General features: G+C 46.7%; 18 protein-coding genes. 3 read left to right on the plus strand and 15 right to left on the minus strand.

The genetic code is table 11. The annotated features are described in order from the left end of the window. Positions 1-35: 35 nt before the first annotated feature. From metK to DFP97_RS02670, 5 genes are all read right to left on the minus strand, one after another. Entirely contained in the window at positions 36-1,235 is a 1,200-nt protein-coding gene (gene metK / locus DFP97_RS02645; RefSeq protein ID WP_114378426.1) for a methionine adenosyltransferase, read from the minus strand. A 15-nt stretch (positions 1,236-1,250) separates the two neighbouring features. Next, entirely contained in the window at positions 1,251-2,507 is a 1,257-nt protein-coding gene (locus tag DFP97_RS02650) for an adenosylhomocysteinase (protein ID WP_114378427.1), read from the minus strand. A 392-nt stretch (positions 2,508-2,899) separates the two neighbouring features. Further along, the gene (cysC, locus tag DFP97_RS02655; protein WP_245975866.1) at positions 2,900-3,505 is read right to left on the minus strand and encodes an adenylyl-sulfate kinase; all 606 of its coding nucleotides are present in this window, start codon (positions 3,503-3,505) and stop codon (positions 2,900-2,902) included. Positions 3,506-4,066: 561 nt separating this feature from the next. Then, positions 4,067-5,395 (minus strand): glycosyltransferase family 2 protein, encoded by a 1,329-nt coding sequence (locus DFP97_RS02665; RefSeq protein WP_114378430.1) that lies wholly within the window; start codon positions 5,393-5,395, stop codon positions 4,067-4,069. Between the two features lie 228 nt (positions 5,396-5,623). After that, entirely contained in the window at positions 5,624-6,166 is a 543-nt protein-coding gene (locus DFP97_RS02670; protein ID WP_114378431.1) for an ADP-heptose synthase, read from the minus strand. Positions 6,167-6,348: 182 nt separating this feature from the next. On the opposite strand from DFP97_RS02670, the gene DFP97_RS02675 reads away from it, so the two are divergent. Next, positions 6,349-7,335, plus strand: coding sequence for a YpdA family putative bacillithiol disulfide reductase (locus DFP97_RS02675; RefSeq protein WP_114378432.1), 987 nt, complete (start codon positions 6,349-6,351; stop codon positions 7,333-7,335). Between the two features lie 9 nt (positions 7,336-7,344). Here DFP97_RS02675 and DFP97_RS02680 read toward each other — a convergent pair whose 3' ends face one another. From DFP97_RS02680 to DFP97_RS02730, 10 genes are all read right to left on the minus strand, one after another. Further along, positions 7,345-8,703 carry a DUF4129 domain-containing protein gene (locus tag DFP97_RS02680; protein ID WP_114378433.1) on the minus strand — a complete coding sequence of 453 codons (1,359 nt, stop codon included), beginning with the start codon at positions 8,701-8,703 and terminating at the stop codon, positions 7,345-7,347. Then, a complete protein-coding gene (locus tag DFP97_RS02685; protein WP_114378434.1) occupies positions 8,700-9,809 on the minus strand; it encodes a DUF58 domain-containing protein in 1,110 nt (369 codons plus the stop codon). The genes DFP97_RS02680 and DFP97_RS02685 overlap by 4 nt, the downstream gene beginning before the upstream one ends. 11 nt (positions 9,810-9,820) lie before the next feature. Beyond that, the gene (locus DFP97_RS02690; RefSeq protein ID WP_114378435.1) at positions 9,821-10,780 is read right to left on the minus strand and encodes an AAA family ATPase; all 960 of its coding nucleotides are present in this window, start codon (positions 10,778-10,780) and stop codon (positions 9,821-9,823) included. Positions 10,781-10,797: 17 nt separating this feature from the next. Continuing rightward, positions 10,798-11,721: a polysaccharide deacetylase family protein gene (locus tag DFP97_RS02695; RefSeq protein WP_114378436.1), complete on the minus strand. Its 924-nt coding sequence runs from the start codon at positions 11,719-11,721 to the stop codon at positions 10,798-10,800. Then, positions 11,718-12,701: a phosphotransferase gene (locus DFP97_RS02700; protein WP_114378437.1), complete on the minus strand. Its 984-nt coding sequence runs from the start codon at positions 12,699-12,701 to the stop codon at positions 11,718-11,720. Before DFP97_RS02700 ends, DFP97_RS02695 begins: the two co-directional genes overlap by 4 nt. A gap of 2 nt (positions 12,702-12,703) precedes the next feature. Next, positions 12,704-13,387, minus strand: a complete 684-nt coding sequence (locus DFP97_RS02705) for an MOSC domain-containing protein (RefSeq protein WP_114378438.1) — start codon at positions 13,385-13,387, stop codon at positions 12,704-12,706. 334 nt (positions 13,388-13,721) lie between these two features. Next, on the minus strand, positions 13,722-14,321 hold the full coding sequence (locus tag DFP97_RS02715; RefSeq protein WP_114378440.1) for a response regulator: 600 nt from the start codon (positions 14,319-14,321) through the stop codon (positions 13,722-13,724). Between the two features lie 64 nt (positions 14,322-14,385). Continuing rightward, the gene (locus DFP97_RS02720) at positions 14,386-14,997 is read right to left on the minus strand and encodes a DUF3298 and DUF4163 domain-containing protein (RefSeq protein WP_114378441.1); all 612 of its coding nucleotides are present in this window, start codon (positions 14,995-14,997) and stop codon (positions 14,386-14,388) included. 15 nt (positions 14,998-15,012) lie between these two features. Then, a complete protein-coding gene (locus DFP97_RS02725) occupies positions 15,013-15,525 on the minus strand; it encodes a GNAT family N-acetyltransferase (protein ID WP_181873337.1) in 513 nt (170 codons plus the stop codon). Beyond that, on the minus strand, positions 15,522-16,247 hold the full coding sequence (locus DFP97_RS02730; RefSeq protein ID WP_114378443.1) for a phosphonate ABC transporter ATP-binding protein: 726 nt from the start codon (positions 16,245-16,247) through the stop codon (positions 15,522-15,524). The genes DFP97_RS02725 and DFP97_RS02730 overlap by 4 nt, the downstream gene beginning before the upstream one ends. A gap of 158 nt (positions 16,248-16,405) precedes the next feature. Between DFP97_RS02730 and DFP97_RS02735 the strand changes: the two genes are divergently transcribed. Both DFP97_RS02735 and DFP97_RS02740 read left to right on the plus strand, forming a co-directional pair. Next, a complete protein-coding gene (locus DFP97_RS02735) occupies positions 16,406-16,630 on the plus strand; it encodes a hypothetical protein (protein ID WP_114378444.1) in 225 nt (74 codons plus the stop codon). Between the two features lie 348 nt (positions 16,631-16,978). Beyond that, the gene (locus tag DFP97_RS02740) at positions 16,979-17,713 is read left to right on the plus strand and encodes an HAD family hydrolase (RefSeq protein WP_114378445.1); all 735 of its coding nucleotides are present in this window, start codon (positions 16,979-16,981) and stop codon (positions 17,711-17,713) included. Positions 17,714-17,759: the final 46 nt, after the last annotated feature.

Below are 17,759 nucleotides of genomic sequence, written 5' to 3' on the forward strand. Positions count from 1 at the left end.
CTTTCCATCGGAAAGAGCCTTCTGGTTTTAAAGCATTAATTACCGTTAATCTGATTCTTTAATATAGCTGCTTTATCCGTTTTCTCCCAAGGAACATCCAGATCATTACGGCCAAAATGCCCGTATGCTGCGGTTGACCGGTAAATCGGCCGCCTGAGATCCAACATCTTGATGATTCCTGCCGGGCGAAGATCAAAGTTATTCCGTATCAATTGAACCAGGAGCTCTTCATCAACTATTCCTGTCCCGTACGTATCCACACTGATTGAAACCGGATTAGCGACACCGATGGCATACGCTAATTGAACTTCACATTTATCAGCAAGCCCTGCTGCTACGATATTTTTTGCTACATACCGGGCAGCATAAGCAGCAGAACGGTCCACTTTCGTCGGGTCCTTCCCGGAAAAAGCGCCGCCACCGTGGCGGGCATAACCACCGTACGTATCGACTATGATTTTACGCCCAGTTAAACCTGCATCTCCATGTGGACCGCCAATAACAAAACGTCCGGTAGGATTAATATAATACTTTGTATTTTCATCGATTAAATCATTCGGAATCATCGGTTTTATCAAATGTTCAAGCAAATCCTTTTTAATTTGTTCAAGAGAAACTTCCGGATGGTGCTGAGTCGAAATGACAACCGTTTCAATACGAATAGGGGAACCGCCTTCATATTCCACCGTCACCTGTGTTTTCCCATCCGGCCGTAAATAAGGGAGGATTGCGTTTTTCCGCAGCTCCGCCAATCGACGTGCCAGACGGTGAGACATTGATATCGGTAAAGGCATTAATTCAGGCGTTTCATTGCAAGCAAAACCAAACATTAACCCCTGGTCACCCGCACCGATAGATTCCAATTCATCCTCTTCCATATTTCCTTCTCTAGCCTCTAACGCTTTGCTGACTCCAATAGAAATATCCGGAGATTGTTCATTGATTGCCGCCAAAACGGCACAGGTATTGCCATCGAATCCATATTCCGCATTATCATAGCCAATTTCTTTGATCGTACGGCGTACAATTTCAGGTATGTCTACATAAGCCGAGGTAGTAATTTCTCCTGTGACCAATACAAGTCCTGTAGAAACGGCTGTTTCGCAAGCGACTCTAGCCTGAGGATCCTGTGCAAATATGGCATCTAGAACGGCATCGGAAATTTGGTCGCACATCTTATCCGGATGGCCTTCGGTTACGGATTCGGAAGTAAATAAGCGTTTCCTCTTGTTCATCTCTCTCCCCCTAGTTCAGTCGGTCCAACTGGACAAATAATTTTCTTGCTCTTTTGTAAGCTGGTCTATATGAATCCCTAATGATTCTAAGCGCAGATAAGCTACATTGCGGTCAATTTCAATAGGTACAGAATGTACTTCAGCCTTTAGCAACCTGCCATTCTGGACAATATGTTTCAGGGAGAGAGCCTGCAGGGCAAAGGTAAGATCCATCACCTCTACAGGATGACCATCTCCGGCAGCAAGGTTCACCAACCGGCCTTCCGCTATCAAATATAACTTGCGTCCGTCTTTCATCTCGTACTCATCAATATTTTTGCGAACTTCGCGAATCTTCACAGCCCTTGCCGTCAAATCCGATTTATTGATTTCAATATCAAAATGCCCTGCGTTACACATCAACGCACCATTCTTCATCACATCAAAGTGCTCGTTTGCAATGACATCGCGATTCCCTGTTACAGTAACAAAGAAATCCCCCTGTTTGGCCGCTTCCGGCATGGTCATGACTTCAAAGCCGTCCATATAAGCCTCAATGGCTTTAATCGGATCAATCTCGGTAATGATGACTTTAGCGCCTAATCCTTTCGCCCGCATCGCCACTCCTTTTCCGCACCAACCATACCCGATGACAACAACCGTCTTGCCGGCGACGACCAGATTTGTAGTCCGATTGATCCCATCCCATACCGATTGCCCGGTTCCATATCGATTATCAAAAAGATATTTACAATAAGCGTCATTTACCGCCATCATAGGAAACCGGAGAAGGCCGCTTTTCTCCAAAGCCTTTAAACGAACAATTCCTGTTGTCGTTTCTTCACAGCCACCGATGATTTCCTTTAGCTGACCAGAACGCTCACCATGCAAGAGGCTGACCAAATCCCCGCCATCGTCAATGATCGCATTAGGACCAAAATCCAAAGCCCTATTCATGTGCAAATGATATTCTTCATCTGTTGCATTATGCCATGCATAAGCGGTAATCCCGCTTTCAACAAGCGCCGCCACCACATCATCCTGGGTTGATAGAGGATTGCTGCCGCAAACGGCTACTTCCCCTCCGCCAGCCTGTATAACTTGGGCAAGGTATCCGGTTTTAGCTTCCAGATGCAGGCAGATGGAAACTTTAAGACCTTTAAAGGGCAACTCGCTCCTAAATTGTTCCTCAATGTTATTGAGTAACGGCATATGAGATTTAACCCAGTCCAGTTTCACTTTACCCAGGGGCGCTAAAGTAAGATCCCGGATCATTGAATTGTTGTTAGCCATTGTTGCCTCCTATAAATTCTTTTTAAAAAACTCATCTTGTTTTATCTTCATCGGCAAGTCGAGACAGGTGTTTTTCAATGGTCCAGCCTGCTACCTTCGTTCCGCAAATGACAGCTTCTTTTAAAGGGAGCCATTTATCCTTTTTCCCCAATATAAACCACCATGGAGCCGAGCCCCGAACGTTCAACAAATTGAATAAGAGAGTCAAGTTTTTGATCCACAGTGAGATTCATAATATTTATCTTTAAAAATAGATCCGCTTCAAGATTATTGCATATAAAACAATCTAAATCGTTGCAGGAGAGTAAGATACGGTATTTGGGAGATGGAACAGGCTAAATCTCACATTTCATCTAACACGGCAAACCACATTCCAATTCCAGCTGCTTCGATCAGATTTGATAATCATTATTTATGATCGTGCTTTCTTTAATACCAAGATTATTGTGGCGCTGAATTACGAACTCTACGAGTTTAAGTGCGCACTTTTCCATCGAATTGTGTTCGGTATCAATCGTCAATTCAGCCTGTAAGGGAGGCTCGTAGATAGAATCAATCCCAGTGAAATCTAGTATTTCACCAGCTCTTGCTTTTTTGTAAAGTCCTTTTGGGTCGCGTCGTTCACAGGTTTCTAGCGAGCATTTCACATAAATCTCTGAATACTCCTCCGAATGAAATCGTTGCCTGATCATACCTCTAACCGCCACTGAAGGGGAGATCATTGTAACCAAGACTACAAATCCAGCATTTAAGAACATGGCTGCAATTTCAGCAGCGCGCCGCATATTTTCTTTTCGATCATGATCTGTATAGCCGAGGTCCCGATTTAGCCCTTGCCTCAGTTGATCACCATCAATCACAATGGATCTGATCCCTCGTTGGAACAACTCCCTTTCAGCTACTTGAGATAAAGTTGTCTTGCCTGAACCAGACAATCCTGTAAACCAAATAACACCGCCTTTATGGCCATTCAAACTCTCCCAATCACTCCTTTTCATGTTTAGAACTTCTCCTTTCCATGTGAACAGATTTAATGGAATGCAAGAACGCATGTTCTATTACGCGTCTGTTAAATCATCTTTACTCAAACATGAATCTGGTTCCCACAAATTTTAACGTCTAAAGGCTTTTGACAACAACGACTATAGATACTATGGGGACTTGTTTATTTACAGCCATCATTTTTAACAATTCTTTATCCTTGCTAATAAAGCCCATCCATTTACCCTTAGTGTTCTCCAAGACCTGGAATTAGGAATCCATATTCCGCATTATCATAACCAATTTCTTTCCTCTTGTTATTTCTCTCCCCCTCCTATAGATTAAGGTTTGAGTCCATTTTCCAAGTACGTTTGACGAAAGCCCTCTTCAAAAGCTTCTGCATACCCTATCCTGTAACCGCGTTGATACGCCATACGAAATCCCCGATGATACCCACTGCTTCGTGTTGCAGGTTTCCGTACACCGGATTTGTTTCTGGTCTTACGACGTTTCGGCAGTTTCCGGGGCATTGTGGTCCGTAACATGTCATATCCTCCTTTCCCCAAGGATATAATCGTTCACAGTTCCAGGGAATGAATCATCGGAGGCGAAACGATCGGAAGAAATTCCCCGAAGCCAGCTTTTTCCTCCCAAGATATTGGAACTTGAATCCGTTCTACCATGTGCCATGATTCCATAGTTTTCCAATTTGCCAAACGACGTAATCCTCGATTATGCACCTGGTACACCTGACCGTCCGGTGTTTGTACAAGAGTCCCCATCGAAGGCGACGCTCCAGGTTGATTCAGCAGGTCCAGCCGGTTCCTTACATCAGCACCACTGATGTCAGCTCCCTCCGTCCAACTACGAAGATCGACGACCGAAAGACGTACTCCGTCAAAGCCATCCGCCGTTTCAATTCGATGACGGATTTCATCTTCAATCCAGTAGATGCTGCCATCCGCTCCTTTTACCGTAACGTGCGAGGGGTATAGATTAGCTGTGGTAAGCGAAGTTCCTTGCGCAAGACGGGAGATTTCTTCCTTCAACATCGAATATCCCTCCCATTTCGCGGATAAATACCGCTTGTTTTCCGCGTATATGCCGGCAAAGATCTTCCCTATTGCACGGATGCTTACGCTGCCGTAATGATGCACGAATGTGTCACCGGCGATGACCAATTCCGATCCGAGCAGGCGTGCCCGCATCCCGTAATCAGTGTCCTCACAGTTTCCTATGTTGAAGCCTTCGTCGAAATAGCCGAGCTTGCGAAACATATCCCTTGTGAACAGCAAGCAGAATCCCATTACACGCTCGGCCCGTTTCCACCGCTCAGGAGAACGCCTATTGATCGAGCGGGCAAAAACTTTCATTTGCTGAATCGATCTATACGACGTTTTGATTCGCTGCTCACCGCCGATCCGGTTGCTGACAGGTCCCACCAATCCAAAATCGGGATTACTTCGCAAGCATGCGAGCAGGTTCTCGAGCCAATTCTTCGTAACTACCGTATCGTTATTGAGTAGAAGCAATGTCGTGCCTCGTGCCATCATCAAGCCTTGATTGACGGCTTTAGCAAACCCGAGGTTCTCCGTATTTCGCCTAATTCGTATTCCGTCAAACTTCGCCCGCAGCTTTTCTACTGTTCCATCGGTAGAACCGTTGTCGATGACGATCAATTCATAAGGTATCCGGGTATACTTGCGGATACTGCTTATACACTCCATTAGGTACTTTCGTTGGTTATATGTCGGAATGATGATGCTTGTTCCTTCAAAAGGCATATGAAATGCATTTTTGCCTGCCTGCCTTCCCGCTTCCAAGCTATCTGCAAAGCCTGCCGCATACCCGCGGCGGGAACCATCTCGAAATCCCAAACGGTAATAACGGGAAATTACTCTTGGCATTCCAACAGACCTCCCCCTCCTATAAATCTTAAATCTTGTATTTTTTAATTTATTCAAAAGAGTATTTATTGGTATAGTTCGTCACCTAAAAAAATTAATTTGTTTTCCCTTCAACACAACTCCTCCCCACAAAGAAACAAAAAAAAGACCTCAAGCCGCAATTGGCTCAAGATCTCCGTGTACATGGACAGTCCTGTTTCGTTCTTTATGCAAGAGGCCGATCAATATTTAAAACCTGTCAAACTCGTTTGACATCTCCAGATCGCTTGATGATATACCTTCCTCAACCGCAAACTCAAAATCCTCAATGTCATATATTTGAACCGGCACCTCAGCTTCAATCAGCTTATCCTGAAATTCGAACTGATCAGATAATAAAGGTAAATTCAGCTTCAAGCCGATTAGTAGCAGCTCCGTTTCAATCGGATCGAACAATTCACCGTAATGCGCATTATCAACGGCATGCACCACTGTAAATTGAATCGTATCATTCAGCAGCAGCGGTGAGCTTACCCGCCAAGGCACCTGCATAGCTTTTTCAATTTTTTTACGATTGAGCGAGTCCTCGAAAAAGGCTATTAGTTCATTGATTTTCGATTTTACGTGACCGTCATCATCCGGGTCATCCATGACAGGATCGGCACCGTCTCGCATTTCGTACAATTCTGCTATAGATGAATAAGGCACAACATAATCTATTGGACGACTCGGTACGAGAAGATGTCCATACGTTGCCACCAATACTGCCTCAATTACAAAACGCCGCCGCATGTGATCTCCCCCTCAGGTTTTTCTAATGCTTTGTTCCACATTATTATACAATATTCTAATGCCTGTACAAGAGAGTCAAACGCCAAATTTGCGCAACCTATGCGCCTGGCAGTAAAATGATCGTTAAGTCATTCTTTCGAAGCGAGCCATGCTTCAAATTTATTATCTGGAGGGAACAACGGATGCAAGCAGAAGAAGCTATCATTATTGGAGCCGGTCCTTGCGGATTAGCGGCAGCGATAGAACTCCAGCGGATTGGTCTGAACCCGCTCGTCATAGAGAAACGGAATATTGTCCATTCCATCTCGCAGTATCCGACTTATATGCATTTTTTCAGTACGCCCGAGCTGCTTGAGATCGGCGGCATACCGTTTACAACCGCAAATGACAAGCCATCAAGGCTTGAAGCTCTCAATTATTATCGTACAGCAGCCCAGCGCCATCAGGTCCGTATTCAAGCATATGAAGCTATTACAAGCATTACGCCGGAGAATGGATCTTTTGTGCTGCAAGGTGAAGACCGCTTCGGACAAAGCCGCACTTATAAGAGCCGATATGTCGTTATTGCGACCGGCTATTTCGATCATCCGAACGAACTAGGCATACCTGGTGAGCAAACGGCAAAAGTGAGCCATTTCTTCCGTGAATCCCATCCCTATGTCGGAATGAAGGTGGCTATTATCGGCGGAAGCAATTCGGCTATCGACGCGGCACTAGAGCTGGAGCGAGTCGGCGCTCATGTAACAGTTGTGTACCGTGGTGATCATTATTCCTCCAGCATTAAGCCTTGGGTTAAGCCTGGATTCGAGAGTAAAGTTGCCAAAGGCGCTATCACCATGCTCTTCCGTTCGACCGTAACAACTATCGAAAATAATGAAATAACCGTTAGAGGTCCCGAAGGTGACACCCGAATACCAAACGATTTCGTGCTTGCATTGACCGGCTTCCACCCCGACCGCAATTTCCTGACCTTAACCGGCATTACGATGGAGGAAGAAGGCTATCCTACTTTTCACGAAGACACGATGGAAACGAATGTTGCAGGTATTTATCTGGCTGGTGTCGTTGCATCGCGCCATGAGGCGAACGAAATTTTTATCGAATCCGGTCGTTACCATGGGCGAAAAATAGCAGAGCACATCCGGCAAACAAAAAGACATAGCGGCTAGATTAAGCCGTTATGTCTTCTTTTCACTATCAAACTTTTGCTTGTAAGCGGCCACCTGCTGATCATCCGGGATCCCTTCACCGTAACGAACCTTCTCGTAGATGTCTATAAAATCTATAAATCCGTTTCTTCCTTCAAGCTGCTGTCTCCCGCCCTTCCACTCCGCTAAATCCCGGGCGGTTTCGCGAGGCGTCAAATGGGTTTGATAGGGATAGCCTTGCTTAACGACAGCGCGAACGGTTCGGGCGTATAGGAATCTAATTTTTTCGGCATTCGTGTTGAGGTCATTCCAGTCCGCACCGTTCTTACGTTTCCTGGGAAGCAGCTTTTGCAGCTGATTTCCCATTTGCTTCCCTATACTTGTTAATGTCATTAAGTTTTCAACTTCATCCGTAAAGCCCGCTTCGCCTCTGTTTTTTTCGGCACCCCGCTCCAGAAGCTTCGCAGCTAACACTTTCGCCGCTTGATAAAGCTTCCTAAACACTATAAACAAAATGATGCCGATCACGATAATGACAAGAACGATCCCGATTACTTTCAAGATTTGTTCCAGCAGAACCATCCATTCGGAAGCCGGCTTTTCCTGAGCCGCCGGGAAGATATCAGGCGTCGGATTATTAACGGGCGCTTCTTCAACCGGTTGCTGCTCCTGTGGCCGGTTGAACCAGCTCATCAGCTTACCGGCTAAAGCATGAAAGAAACGCTCAATCGCTTGTTGTATTTGACGAAACAAAGCAAGAATACAAATAATAGTGACGATAATTGCCATCAAAATCCGGTTTTGGCGTTTAAAAGCTATTATAGCCGGCGACTTCCCCGTATCTGCCGTCTCGCTGTTCAAATGCCTTTCATTTGCAAGGAAGAAGAATAGAATAACAGCCGCGATGCCGCAAATTATTAAAACACCGTTATAATCAGCAAGCCTCTTGAACAAGAACAGCTTTAACGGCTGAACGGAAACGTAGCAGAGCACACCGACAAGCAAATATGAATTCGGGAAGGAGGCCGTCCACCCTTTCATTTTAGCCGAAATCCCTCTCGCAGCAGTGATCACCCCTACTAAACCACATATGGCGGTAGGTACGAGCTCGAGCTCCCCTAACCATGCGCCATTGAGAAGGCAGGAATGTAATCCCCCTAACATTGCAGTTAACAGGACCCTCACGAAAAGACGCGTTTGCGGGAACATACCGATTATCGTCGAGCCCGCCCAATAACAGAACGGGAGTGTTGCAATCCACAACCACATCGCTGATGCAGGAAGCAGATAAACAGCGACGATCAGCAGTAGTGGCAAATAGAAAAACAGCTCTACTGCGCCTTGTCCAAGAGCATGCAAGGAAACTGCACGCTTCATAGATGATTTCATGCGCTCACCTCTTCCCTACTCACTCCAGATGCTTTATCCGTGAGCAGCCAGACCGCAACCGCATTGCCGTTATATCGCAGCCTTTCCGCTTGCAGCTCCAGCGTATCGTTCCAATACGCGCTAATTATAAGGACATCCCGCTCGCTGAAGCCATTCTGTGCCTCTTGCTCCAGCAAGTGGTGGAACAGCTCGGAGCGTTCAATCTCGAGCTTAGCCATTAATTCAAACAGCGCCATCAAATGCTCATGTCCGCCACGCGGCTCCATTTTCACGCTATCCTTAGTTCCTGCTACAGGCATATTAGCAGCGAATCCAACGTCCATTCCTTGCTGAATAACCGCTTCGGCAGCACCAGCCGCCCATTCAATACCGTGTTCAATAAGCGCTTCATCGGTCACGCTGCGCCACATGCCTTCTGCATCATCCACATTCAGATAGATCATCAGCCGGCGGTCCGCCGTAAAATCATGCTGGTGCACCTGAAGGCGTCCCGTTTTCGCAGTTGCTTTCCAATTGATCTGCTTGTACGTATCGCCAGCTTGATAATCCCTCACGCCGGCAATAACAAATGGATCGTTTATAATCCAGCGGCGAACCGACTGATCGCCTTGCCAGCTGTGATAAGGAAGCTCGTGGATAGGCACCTGCGCTGGCTTTGGATACACGATTAGCTGTCCATTAAGCGCAATTTGTTGAGTGGCATTAGACAACCCAAGCAGGTCCCCGCCGGTTAACGTAACCGTTTGCAGCTGGTACCAGCCGCGTTTTGCGCATGTGATACGATGCTTTCGGGTTATTTTCGTATACGGAGGTAAGCTGAAGAAGCTCTTATGGTTTTGATATAGCTGTCCGCTGCTCACCGAGAGGTTGTCCAACCGCCCGAAATGCAAATGAGTCGACAGCTGCGATTCTACGCGAAGCCATGGCACTGGCAGCCACTTAGCGTTAGACATCTGCTCAATCAGCTCAACCTGATCGCCGCGAAAGCAAGCTTTTGTTTGAAAATGCCGCTGGTATCTGATTTTATGAAGCACGAAGCGCTGGTATAGGCGGCTCTGCACAAATAGAATGCCGACTGCAGCTACAATGAACCAAAACAAGATCATGGTGACGCCGCCTAACGGACCGATAAGCCGGCTTCCGCCGGCACGGCCGTTTGACGAATAATGTCTTCGATAACGGTATCCGCATAACCTGATGACCGCTGCATACCACGAATCGCAAGCCGGTGTGACAGGACAGGCTTTGCCATCGCCTTCACATCATCCGGCGTCACAAAATCGCGTCCACGAAGTATGGCATGTACCTGCGATGCGCGCAGCAGCGCTTGGCTGCCGCGCGGACTAACGCCAATAGACACCTCATCCCGCTTTCTCGTCTGCTCCACGATTTGCAGTAAATATTGAAGCACATCGTCTGTAACCGTTACACCGGTGTAGGCTTGCTGAGCCTTCTGAATTACGTCGATGTCGGCAACGGGCTCGAGTGCTTCGAGCGGATCATTGTCTTTAAATCGTTTTAACAGCTGTAAGCCTTCTTCCGTTGACGGATAACCCATCTTAATTTTAAACAAGAAACGATCAAGCTGCGCTTCCGGCAGCGGGAAGGTCCCCTGATGCTCCACCGGATTTTGCGTTGCAATGACCATGAACGGACGGCCAAGCCATTTCGTCTCGCCATCTATACTAATTTGCCGCTCCTCCATGCACTCGAGCAAGCTCGATTGCGTACGCGGCGTTGCCCGGTTAATTTCATCGGCGAGCAGCAAATTTGTAAATAAAGGACCTGCACGAAACTCAAATTCACTTAGCTTCTGATTATAAAAGTGAATGCCGCTTAGGTCGGACGGCAGTAAATCCGGTGTAAACTGAATGCGCTTGAATTGAAGCGTAAGCGACCTCGCGAGCGATTTCGCCAGCAAGGTTTTTCCTGTACCGGGGACATCCTCCAGCAGCACATGTCCGGAAGTGATTAGACCGATTAACAATAAATCGACAACTTCCTCTTTTCCGACGATAACGTGTCCGATATTCCGTTTTACTTGTTCGGCTAATTGCTTAACGGATTCAAATGACATAAGTGCAGCTCCTTTGTTTAACTCATATAGTTGCTGCGGTCACGCTGCAGCTTTTGCAGCTCGCGCCAGCGGATAATGCGGATTCCTTCCTCCTGCAGCGTCTTCTGGATGTCCGCATCCCTGAACAGTTCCAGCTCCATTCCCCGCTTTTCCGGCTGACCGTGAAAGGCTGTCAGCTCTTCTGTTACGAGAGACGGGTGTATGATAAGCTCCGTTACGCCAGGATGCAAGCCTTTCAATAACAGCTGCATGTTCGTTTTAAGAGATTCAAAAGTTTCGCCATCCTGCAGCTGAAATGGGAGTCCCACCAAATAATCAAGGATAACTACACCCTTCGCATCGGCCAGCTGTGCGACCTGCTTTGCTTGTTCAGCAAGCTCAGGCGGGGCAATTTGCCCGTTTTCCTGAAGCAAATAACGCGGCAAACGAAAAGGAAGTCCGTAGGAAGCGCATACATCTAATACAGCAGGCAAGAAGTTGCGTCCGGTCGCCAAGCCGTACAAGCTGCCCATGTGATTATCCGCATGGGTCGGCTTCATTCCCATTGCCAGTGCCATTTCAATTTGAGCAATCAATTCGTCTCTAACCTGATCAGCATCCGCTTGCTGTTCGAACGTTTTTGAATCCTTCGGGAAATAGCCTTCATTCGTGACGAGAGAAGCGGTGCTGCCCTTACGATTTACTGGGCCCCAGCGATAGAAATCCCATTCACTCGTAAAGGTCAAATGGATACCAACGTCAATTTGCGGATGCCTCGCGCTCCAAAGCGCTGCTTCTCTCGCCCAGCCGCAAGGCATCATCAAAGTCGCCGAACTAACTATGTTATCGAGAAGAAGCTGTTGGATGCCGCTATTAACGGAATGACATAATCCGAAATCGTCTGCATTTATAAGAAGAAGCCGTTCCTTTTCACCATAGCCTAGCGCCTTTGCCAAACTCATACCTTCACATCCTCCCAATGTTCGTTAAGCCATTTACAACCGAATGCCGACTGGTCGATAATACCGCAAAGCACATCCTCGCCGTCCAAGCCGTCTCTGAAGCGCGAAGCAAAATGAAGCGCAACGTCAAGCAGCCTTAGTTTCATTAATGACGGCAGCTTTTCAAGCTCCTGCTCGGTTAATTGAAACGATTGCCGGTAACCTTCGAGCAGCAGTTTCACATTTGCAATACATAAAGGATCATCAGACTTAATCAGATCAACGGCAATGACAGCCAGTTCCATTGCTCTCACATCGACCGTGCTGAACTCGAAATCAAGCACTCCGATAATCTTTTCACCCTGTGAGACCGTATTGTTAAAAACAAGATCGCCATGAATCCACTGCTGAGGCAAGCGGGCTATTGCATCATACTCTCCCTTCAGGTTTTGCCGCTCCTCCTGCAGCTCTATTAAGCTGCTTCGTCTTGCCGCAAGTGAAGGAGAACGCTCCGCCATTCCTAAGAATGTAGTTCCATCCATGGACATATACGTACCCTCAAGCGAGAAGTAAGGACTATACAAAGGCTTCTGAATCGGCTCTATTTCGCTTAAAGCAATGGTCAGCAATGCTGCTGTCTTGCCTAAGGCTGATATATGTGCCGCATTTGCAGCGCTTAGTCTGTCACCGTCAATATAATGGAATAAGGCGGATAAAGTGCCGTCATTCGCTATACATACTGTATCTCCTTGTTTATTGCGAACAGGGACGGGCACTTGAAACGGGAGCTCCTGCTTTTGCAGTTCCGCCAGCACCTCATGCTCCAGCCTCACAATATTAGCATCCTTATGATTATTATAAATACGAAGCACATACCGTTTCATACCTGAGGAAATCATACGAGTCGTATTATTCATGCCGCTTTCCCGATGCTCTACTTCGCAAGGCGCTTGAAATGCATATTGTTCCAAAAACGCTGTAAAATCTATGGTGTCATTCAATCCTATAAGCCCCCTTGCCCTTCCTGAAGCAGCTTCTTCAAGCGTCCGCCCAGCTGATCCTGCCAGCTCTTGGCAAGCTCCTGCACGGCAAGAAGCTCCCGTATGCCTTGAATGTCATCCTTATCGGTATACATGATGCGATTGGCTTCCATAATTGTCTTTCGTGCGGGATGCCTTTGTGTAACAGCGAACTCTAACCCCGCTCTCACGACGCCTTCCCGAAGCACCCGAAAATAAAACCCGGTATACCCCTGCTTCTGGACAAGTTCCGGCAATTCCGGCAGCTGATGCCGAAGACCGAGCTTATAGCAAGGCTGACGCGGCTGGCTTACTTGTAATCTAATTTCACCCGCTTCGACAATATCACCAATGCATAAGTCATTCTCCGACCAATCCGACAGTGTGAAATTTTCTCCGAATGCACCATATTCAAACGGTCTGTGAAACAACTCCCGCCAATGGGAATAGCGCTGTTCGAAATAGACGCAAACCGCTTTATCGGCACCTCCGTGATGAACGGTATCCCCTTGCCCGTCACCCTGCAGCCCGGTAAAGCTAAGCGAATGAGCATGCTGCGAGGATTTCTTAAAGATGCCTGAAAAAACTTCTTTAGAACCATGGGCGACGGCAACAGGTTCACCTACGTTCAATGAAACAAGTCGCGCCGCCCCTATGTTATGTGCCATTTGGATTTCTCCTTCTATTTTTATCCCTTATGTAAATATTATAATCTTGATAGGGAGAAGTTGGCAAAGAGATATAACTCCATTAAAGTTTAATGTAGTTAATTTAAATGGCCGTCCGATGTTTCAAGGCCCATAATTAGACACCAAGTTCCACGACTTGTCGAAAATATTTCTTTTGTGTAAGTTATTGCGTTTCCCCGGGAAATTTTTTCGGAATAGTTAGAATATTTCCTCATATTGAACGGGCTTCATTTCCCGCAGTGACGCTGCCCATTCCACCTCCGAGCCGAAAAAAAGCTTCACACCTTACGGTGCGAAGCTAATGCCTTATCTTCTATTTCGGCAGTACAGGACGCTGTTGGAGCACTTTTAGCACATCCTCTTTCAATTCATCAATATCAAACGGCTTAGTCAAAAACTTAGTTACACCGAGACGTACTGCCTCTTCCATCTTTGCCGGCTCTGCGTAAGCGGAAATGAGAATAACCGGCACCGCTTGCGATTTTTCCCGAATAGCCCGAAGCACCTCGATCCCGTCCATTTCGGGTAACTTCAAATCAAGAAGCACGCAATCAAAATCGTTATTCTTAAGATGCTCCAGAGCTGCATATCCATGCTCGGCCAGATATACGTCAGCGCCTTCCGCGCGAAACAATTCCGAGAGCAGCATCCGTATGGAAGGCTGGTCGTCCACTATTAATATTCCGGCGCTTATTCCGGTTTTTCTCGTCACTGTATTAGTGACTTGTTTGGTTTCTTGTTTCGTACGGGTGGATATTGAATTAAACGTTATTGGATTCGAAGATACAGAATGCGCCAACACGGTTGATGCTTTCAAGCGCTGTTGTTCTTTGTCAGATTTACGTTGATGGTACACGACGAACGACACGGCGGCAAGCAAAGCTACTGCAACGAGGATTAGATAATAAGTCATAGTGTCGTCTCCTTAAAGATTACGGCAGTAACGCCACATCGTGAAAATAAGCTTAGGAATAGTTCTAGTCGTTAACGATCATCGGTCCGAGCGGACCTTCATCATTAATAATATCTTGAAGCTCGTATACGGAAATCGGAAAATAGAGAAAACCGAACACATACGCTGCAAGTTCATAAAGCTGAAAATAAATGACGAGCGCCCGATCCGCTACATAATAGTCTTGATCGGGCCGGATCGCCTTAAACGGCTCGAGAGTATCAATCGCCCTCGCTTGAATTTGTGCGCTCACGATGGCGCTTATCCTTTTCACATAATCGCTTCCCGGCTTAAACAATTGCGCCAAGGTATAGGTTTGGCCCGTCGATTGTTTAAACGTAAGGGATTCCTGCAAGGTTAAACCATGAGCTCCGCCGGTATATGCATAATTAAACAACGATAAGCTAAGATAGTCCTTCTCGTTCGTCTTTAGCTCGTAATAACCTAACATCTGCGCTCTCGGATCGTCTAAGGAGCCCTGATTATTTACGAGCTTCTGAACCGTTTGGCGGATCGTCTCATTTATTTTCTTATCAGCGGCGTCGCTTTGTCCACCGCTCACGTGAGGCACCGCCAGTTCAGCTTTCGGAAATGCGGCCTTAGCAGTTTGAACAATTACAGGCGACTGAAATGACATGTTGAAGACACCTTCCTATTCGGTAAGATGCTTCATTGTATGCAGTGTGCGGCTCATCTCATACCAGACGATTCCACCGTGCGTCGATGCTGATACACCGAGCAGTTTGAATTGCTCCACTTCGTAGAAAGGAATGAGATGCCTCTCACACATTAAAATAATTGTTTCAATACCGTTAGCCTCACACGTCATTATTAGCTTGCGCAGCAATTGGGCTCCGACACCTTGCCGGCGATGCTTCTGATCAACCGCAACGGTAAGAACACAGAAATTGCTTCCGTCCTTACTGTCCGGCTGATCTCCCTTCATATCATCGCCGCATGCTTTCTGAGATGTCAGTACACCGTTCGTTATTCCAATCAGCTCTGAGCCCAGCCATGCAGACCAGAAAAATGGCCGATAATTCCTATAGCGAAAATAAAAGCCGCTAAGCGTTGCCGCAGCTTCCGGGGCATAGCATTTCTGCTCCAGCAGGATGGCCGACTCCAGCTCGGACTCTGTAATCAAGCGCAGCTCTATTCCGCTCACAGAAGCGACTTCTCCCGCTCCGTTAATCGCCTTCCCCTTACATCCAGCACTAACTTGCCATTATTCAGCCCAAGTATCCGATCTGCGAACCGTTCAGCCCAATCGCCTTGATGCATCACTGCGATTACGATAACGCCTTGATCGCGGCAGAGCGCTTTCAAATCGGTTAGCACTTGATCTGCCGTATGCGGATCAAGCCCGGATACCGGTTCGTCAGCCGCTATCACTTTTGCGCCATGCACGAGTGCTCTTGCAATCGCCATTCTCTGCCGCTCGCCGCCGCTTAGTGTGCTGGCCTTCTGATGCGCTTTATCTAGAAGACCCCGTTTTTCAATCATATCCATGGCGCCCATATAATCATCGCTCCGTACCATGCCTGTCCATCTGCGCCAAGCCGGAGTTTGGGTTACGGAACCGATAATGACGTTTTTTAAGCTGGTCTTGTTCGGGAACAGAAATGGCTTTTCTTCCACATAAGCAACCTCGCGTTTTACTTTCAGCTTTCCTGGCAGACCCTCCTTAAAAACGTCCTTTCCTTCGAATTGGTAGGTGCCTGAGCTCCATTTTTCCTGAAGAGCAATGCAGCGAAGCAGCATCGACTTCCCGCTTCCGCTGTCTCCTTTTATTGCGATAAAGTCACCGGGGTAGGCCTCAAAGCTAATATCGTCGAGCACCTTTGGTCCTCCGGGAATTCGTTTAGTAAGACCCTTTATTCTAATCATTTTCCGCGCTCCTTCTGTTAGCAGCAATCGCATCTATGAATCTAGTTTACGGTAAACAAAAAACAGTTTCCACACGAACAAATGTTTGGTATAATAAAAATAAGAACAAGTGTTCCATTGATCGACGAATTCAAAATTTTGAAGGAGGCCTGATCACCATGAAAAACATCTGCGAAAATTTCCGTTATGTAGAGAAAGTACGTCCTTATCGAGACTTAACCTTTAAGTTTTACGCCGATGGACGGCTTGTCATTATCGACAATGTTGCAGAGGAGGTGATCACCCCGAAGGATTTGAAGGGAGACAGCAAGGACTTTTACGTTCGTAGGAGAATCGCATTTATAAAAAACCAATTAGCCGCGTCGCAGCTTAAATATGCTTGACTTAACGTAACAGGAGGGGCAAAGAATCTGCCTCTCCTTTCCGTTAGCCTTTGATCTCAGCACTAAGGCAGTTGTTTATTAATCTTGTTTAAACTCGATGGGCGTCTGGCGAATTTGTCCATTTTCAGCGAAATCGACTTATCGCGGACACTGGAATGGTTTTGTTGGTTTTCCGTTTTATTGCTTTTGTTAAATGGCATACGAATATCACCTCCACTATCATTATGCGGATTTAATTGGATAAGTATGTAAAATACTCTTCATCTCCCGTTCGTTTAATTGACGGAGCACCTCCATTTGCGGTAGATTGATCATACAGTTTCAAGTTGCGCAAAGGAGACAGTTTAGATGAAGCAGCAGATCATGTTTGACTTAGACGATACACTAATCCACTGCAATAAATATTTTTACATGGTTATTGATCAGTTCATCGATGCCATGTCGACTTGGTTTGCCGGTTACAGTCTCGTTACGGTTCAAGCAATTCGGGATAAACAAATGGAGATCGATATTGCTGGCGTTGCTGTGTTCGGCTTTAAAAGCGAGCATTTCCCCCAATCATTCGTCGATACCTATATCCATTTCTCCCATTTAACCGGTCGCAAGCGTTCCGTTAATGAAGAAAACCTGTTATGGAAGCTTGGTTTGAGCGTTTACGAGCACGAAACTGAACCTTACCCGAATATGGAGCAAACGCTATTCACGCTTGCCGATGCTGGTCATGAGCTGCATTTATATACGGGCGGAGAACTGCTTATTCAACGTCGCAAGATCGAAAGTCTGCAATTAGAGCGTTATTTTGACTCCCGCATCTATATCCGGCGCTTGAAGAACAGCGACGCCTTGGAAAATATTTTAACAACCGGCGTTTTCGATCGCAGCAGCACGTGGATGATCGGTAATTCCATTCGTACCGATGTCGTACCTGCCTTAACGGCTGGTATCCACGCCATTCATATGCGCGCAGAGACCGAGTGGGAATATAATGTCGTTACTATTGAAGTAGAGCCGAAAGGCGCATTTCTTACATTAGATCACCTCAAGGATGTGCCGGATGCGATACATCGTTACGTGAATCAATAAGCTGCCCTTGACGATACAAATAGACCCGAGTCTGCCTCATTGGATA

Origin of the sequence: Paenibacillus prosopidis, assembly GCF_003337375.1 — a bacterium.
Lineage (GTDB): Bacteria > Bacillota > Bacilli > Paenibacillales > Paenibacillaceae > Pristimantibacillus > Pristimantibacillus prosopidis.

What these genes read in the sequence shown, in the direction of transcription:
- metK (WP_114378426.1), bottom strand. Translation starts at nt 1,235, where the DNA reads ATGAACAAGAGGAAACGCTTATTTACTTCCGAATCCGTAACCGAAGGC.
- DFP97_RS02650 (WP_114378427.1), bottom strand. Translation starts at nt 2,507, where the DNA reads ATGGCTAACAACAATTCAATGATCCGGGATCTTACTTTAGCGCCCCTG.
- cysC (WP_245975866.1), bottom strand. Translation starts at nt 3,505, where the DNA reads ATGAAAAGGAGTGATTGGGAGAGTTTGAATGGCCATAAAGGCGGTGTT.
- DFP97_RS02665 (WP_114378430.1), bottom strand. Translation starts at nt 5,395, where the DNA reads ATGCCAAGAGTAATTTCCCGTTATTACCGTTTGGGATTTCGAGATGGT.
- DFP97_RS02670 (WP_114378431.1), bottom strand. Translation starts at nt 6,166, where the DNA reads ATGCGGCGGCGTTTTGTAATTGAGGCAGTATTGGTGGCAACGTATGGA.
- DFP97_RS02675 (WP_114378432.1), top strand. Translation starts at nt 6,349, where the DNA reads ATGCAAGCAGAAGAAGCTATCATTATTGGAGCCGGTCCTTGCGGATTA.
- DFP97_RS02680 (WP_114378433.1), bottom strand. Translation starts at nt 8,703, where the DNA reads ATGAAATCATCTATGAAGCGTGCAGTTTCCTTGCATGCTCTTGGACAA.
- DFP97_RS02685 (WP_114378434.1), bottom strand. Translation starts at nt 9,809, where the DNA reads ATGATCTTGTTTTGGTTCATTGTAGCTGCAGTCGGCATTCTATTTGTG.
- DFP97_RS02690 (WP_114378435.1), bottom strand. Translation starts at nt 10,780, where the DNA reads ATGTCATTTGAATCCGTTAAGCAATTAGCCGAACAAGTAAAACGGAAT.
- DFP97_RS02695 (WP_114378436.1), bottom strand. Translation starts at nt 11,721, where the DNA reads ATGAGTTTGGCAAAGGCGCTAGGCTATGGTGAAAAGGAACGGCTTCTT.
- DFP97_RS02705 (WP_114378438.1), bottom strand. Translation starts at nt 13,387, where the DNA reads ATGGCACATAACATAGGGGCGGCGCGACTTGTTTCATTGAACGTAGGT.
- DFP97_RS02715 (WP_114378440.1), bottom strand. Translation starts at nt 14,321, where the DNA reads ATGACTTATTATCTAATCCTCGTTGCAGTAGCTTTGCTTGCCGCCGTG.
- DFP97_RS02720 (WP_114378441.1), bottom strand. Translation starts at nt 14,997, where the DNA reads ATGTCATTTCAGTCGCCTGTAATTGTTCAAACTGCTAAGGCCGCATTT.
- DFP97_RS02730 (WP_114378443.1), bottom strand. Translation starts at nt 16,247, where the DNA reads ATGATTAGAATAAAGGGTCTTACTAAACGAATTCCCGGAGGACCAAAG.
- DFP97_RS02735 (WP_114378444.1), top strand. Translation starts at nt 16,406, where the DNA reads ATGAAAAACATCTGCGAAAATTTCCGTTATGTAGAGAAAGTACGTCCT.
- DFP97_RS02740 (WP_114378445.1), top strand. Translation starts at nt 16,979, where the DNA reads ATGAAGCAGCAGATCATGTTTGACTTAGACGATACACTAATCCACTGC.